We start from the raw sequence: 233 nt of genomic DNA on the forward strand, positions 1-233 counted from the left end.
GAAAGTAACATCATTGCAAAAGATGGCTATTTCATTACTGATGATGGCTTAAAAATGGACTACGCAAGAGTATTGAACAGAGTTCTTGATCCGGTAAACATCGAATCACAAGTGGAGCGTTTTCTAGGTAATGAGTTTGGTGAAGCGGCTGAATCGAACTACACAAACAACTTGAAAGCACAAAAGGATTTCGCCTTAGAAATATTTACAAAATACTTTGAAAAGAACAACAT

1 protein-coding gene is annotated in these 233 nt (G+C 36.1%); it reads left to right on the top strand.

The annotated features are described in order from the left end of the window. Positions 1-233, top strand: a 233-nt coding sequence (locus AAEY75_RS17260) for a hypothetical protein (RefSeq protein WP_352260411.1), incomplete at both ends; no start/stop codon positions are given.

The sequence above is a fragment of the Psychrobacter sp. TB55-MNA-CIBAN-0194 genome, assembly GCF_040309505.1.
In the GTDB taxonomy this organism is placed as follows: Bacteria; Pseudomonadota; Gammaproteobacteria; order Pseudomonadales; family Moraxellaceae; genus Psychrobacter; species Psychrobacter fozii.